Raw genomic sequence first — 3,904 nt, 5'->3', positions numbered from 1 at the left:
TAACCACCCTGCTAGACCGTGAAATATTCAATTGGCAAACCATTAAATAAAAAATAATCATAAATTCAACTTATATCAATCGCATATTCGAGGGTCGCAATGAGTAATATTCAGGGCAACAAAAGAGCATTTGAGGTTTTTTCAGACCATATCCACCTAAAAAGAATTGAAAATAAAAATGAAGAATCATTTGACATCCGAGATTATATAATATCAAATTTCACTGATACTTGGAATATAGGCTATGTTAGCCAAAATCTGAAAAGTGCGTATGCGGCTAACCTTGGGAAAACTTTCACCGATCTTATTCCGGCGGACTCCGAAAGACTCGGAGCATCAGACAAGTTCCTGATTTCGGGGACTATCCATTCAGATGCGGAAATATCGCATAAAGGCGCGGTTCGCGCGCTCCAACACTATAAACCAGGACAGACATTAATTCTGTTCGAGCAGGGCTTTCTGGCATCCACCCACAGCTGGTCGGAAGCTTTCCGTCAGGAAAATCCGAAACATGCCTGCCTCGGCTATGTTTACGACGACATCGCTCATTATTTCATGGCCGATTATCCAAACCGGCTGATCCAAAAATTGAACAGCAGTTTTTCACTGTCTGAAGCCGAACAGGGCCGGGCATCCGTTCTGATTGATAGAATCGTCTCCAGAAAAATCAGCAAGTATAATTCCCAGCCGATCTATTCGCCTGCCATGACCGGCGGCTTTCAGCGGCGTGTTCTGATTTGTGATCAGGCATTCGCCGATGCGTCGACTGTCTATGGCAAAGTCGATGAAAATGATTTCGAAGCCATGCTCATTGCCGCATTGCGCGAAAATCCGGATGCGGAAATTCTGGTCAAGACACACCCCGATACATTTTGGGAGAAAGGTAAACGGACCGGCTACTACAACCATCTGAAAGACACGGGGCGCATTCGCGTCTTCCGCGAGCCGATCAATCCCTATTGCCTGCTCGAATTGGTTGACAAGGTTTACGTCGGAACCAGCCAGCTCGGGCTTGAGGCGTTGTTGGCGGGTAAGGAAGTCGTCTGCTTTGGGGTGCCTTTCTATGCTGGCTGGGGCCTGACCGACGACCGGCAGGCCATTCCACATCGTCATCGCACCCGCAGCCTCGAAGAGGTCTTCCACATTTTTTATATCTGGTACACGATTTACCATGTACCGGGATGTGCAGCTCCAAGCCGCATTGAAGACGTACTGGATTATATTGAATCTGAAAGGCCCGTAACACTCCCGCCTTCATCGCAAGAGTTGGAGGCTGCACCAAAAGTATCCGTGATCTTGCCGGTATATGGGGTTGAAAAATATATCGAGCAATGTCTGACAAGCATTCAACGTCAGACGCTTCGGGAGATTGAGATCATCCCGGTCAACGACAAAAGCCCGGATGGAAGCCAGGCCATTATCGACCGGTTGGCCGCCGAGGACCCTCGCATAAAACCCATAATTCTGCCGGAAAATATCGGACAGGGCTTTGCGCGGAATGCCGGAATCAAAAGGGCAACGGGAAAGTATATATTTTTCATAGACTCCGATGATTTCTTTGCCTCAACAAATGTTCTCCAACTCTGCTACAATGAAGCAGAGGAATGCACTGCCGACCTTGTCCGTGTGCAAAAGGAAATAATATTTGAGGGGGATTCAATCGAACTCGCAAGATTGGATAGTTCCGAACGAAATTTCGCGGATAAGAAAAAATATTCTGATATAGATAAACAGCCGGAAATACTAAAATCATGGCACTGCTGGCTGTTTTTATACAGACGTAAACTACTTAACAAAAATAATATAGAATTTCTAACTCCTCAGTGGGAGGAGAGGGCATTTGTACTGCGGGCGATGGAAGCTGCGAATGCTATAATTACACTTCCCGTCCCCGGTGTGGTATACAGGAAGCGTAAGCAAAGCACTGTTCATAGAAATAGAACTGAAAAAGACTTACTTCTAATGTGTGCGAACATAGAAGCCTCCGGACGATTATTCAAGGGAACCATGCTATCATCATTCATTGGCTTGCAATTCGCGAAGGCAATGATAACTGGCGCCTGGAAATCTGCAATTTCAGTCGCTATTTCAAAAAAGAAAAATGAACAAATATTGGATAAATTATCATCTGCGTTTTCTTTATTCGACGTGTCAATTTCATCACACAAAGATATTCCCCAAGTTCTTTTAGAGGAATTGCCAAACATTGAGAGATTAATATTGATAGCAACAGCTTTTTCAAATCGAGATTGGGTTTTGGCGGCAAAAATAATTGATGAAACCCCTATTGATCAAGAGTACTTACTATCACTTTTTCTTTCAAAACCGGAAGATGACAAAAAGCGAAATCTACAAGAAGCGTTGTCACTTTATGCTCGTAATAAGCGCGTTAATCCCGCGAGAAAAGTTGTCTTTAAGAGTAAGAAGCCACGCATACTGATCCACATCGGTTCAACCAAAACCGGCAGCACCTACCTTCAGCACTTTTTCGAGCAGAATCGGGCCGCGCTCCTGCGCAACGGCGTCTGGTTCCCGGAAGTGGGCCTGTTTTGGCAGAAGGACCGGCCGCACAAACAGGCGGGACATGCCGCTTTCGTTTCAGCGGCAGTAAGGGACGAACAACATCTGAAACAATATTTAGAAACCGGTCTGAGTTTGGCAGGCGGGCGTATTCACACGATTATCCTTTCTAGCGAGGCATATTTCCTCAATAGAAAATCCGTTCAGCTTGCAGACTACTTTGCCGGCTATCCCATCCAGATGATCGGCTACTTCCGTCGCCAGGATGTCTGGGCAAACTCGCAATATTGCGAGTTCGTGGGAGGCGGCGCCATCGGAAAGGTTGATATTCCGATAGGTGAATGGCTCGAATCCCCGATTACTCGGGAACGCCTGTCCTACAAGTCCTATATTGACCTCTGGGCGGCAAAGATCGGCCGTGAAAACATCATCGTGCGTCCTTATGAAAAGATGCAGTTCAAGGACAATGATCTGCTATCGGATTTTTGTCAGGCTGCGGGCATCTTCGACTACCAGTCGCTGCCTCGGCCGAACACCCGCCAGCGGAATGATTTTCCTCTCGGCAAGTGTCACATCGAATTGATGCGTTCCTTCAACCGTATGCCGTTTCCTGACAAGGATCACTATCTGCGCTTTGTAGAGGCGGTTACCCAGGGGCTGGCTGGTAAGGGCGCCCGACCGGACATGCTAACCAGGGATCAGAAAGAGAAGCTTCTGGAAGCCTATCAGGCAGAAAATGCTGAAATTGCCTCCATCTACCTCGATCGGAAGGATGGCCAGTTGTTCATGGACCTTTCGCTATCCGCCGAAGCAGAGACGGCAGATCCCGGCATTCCTGTTGAAGACGTTCAACTCTTTTTCGATTGTTATCGAAGGTTTTCCGAAAAGCCCAGACAACCCGAGGCTCCGGGCAAGAAATCGGCACCCAAGAGCACAGACCTTCGGCAAAAAGTCGCCAAATCTAGATATGCACAGGTCAACTTTATTCCGATCAAGAACGAATGGTCCCTCTATAAGCAGGTACGTGTGACCTTCAAGAACATAATGCTGCGCCGTCCGACCTATTTTGAAAGCTCAATTTTAAGAAGAGCTAGTGATGCGTCCAGCCGGTCTGCGCCCAATTGTTCTCCGCTGGAGCTTGCAAATCGCTTCGGTCCTATCAAGAATTCTTGGCCTAGGATGAAAAAGTATCGCGTTCTTGTAAAAAATATATCACTTGGACGGCCAATATTTTATGAATAATACTCAATTTAAGCGGAAGTTGGGCATTGCTAATTGTGGCCAGCCCCTGTTTTACAAGAGTTTTCTTTTGTGATTTCGATCGTGTTGCGAGCGGTCATTTGTCCGGCCTGTTTGGGGTCGGTTCCGGCTGAGGGCGGAATGA

The 3,904-nt window shown here is 46.9% G+C and carries 1 protein-coding gene; it reads left to right on the top strand.

The window, feature by feature from the left end; genetic code table 11:
* The first annotated feature begins 99 nt into the window (after window positions 1–99).
* Window positions 100–3,762 carry a glycosyltransferase gene (locus E1297_RS03735; RefSeq protein ID WP_155134065.1) on the top strand — a complete coding sequence of 1,221 codons (3,663 nt, stop codon included), beginning with the start codon at window positions 100–102 and terminating at the stop codon, window positions 3,760–3,762.
* The last annotated feature ends 142 nt before the right edge of the window (window positions 3,763–3,904 follow it).

The sequence above is a fragment of the Roseibium sp. RKSG952 genome, assembly GCF_009711355.1.
The sequence above is the reverse complement of the archived record's forward strand: the minus strand, read 5'-3'. Positions and strand labels throughout refer to the sequence as shown.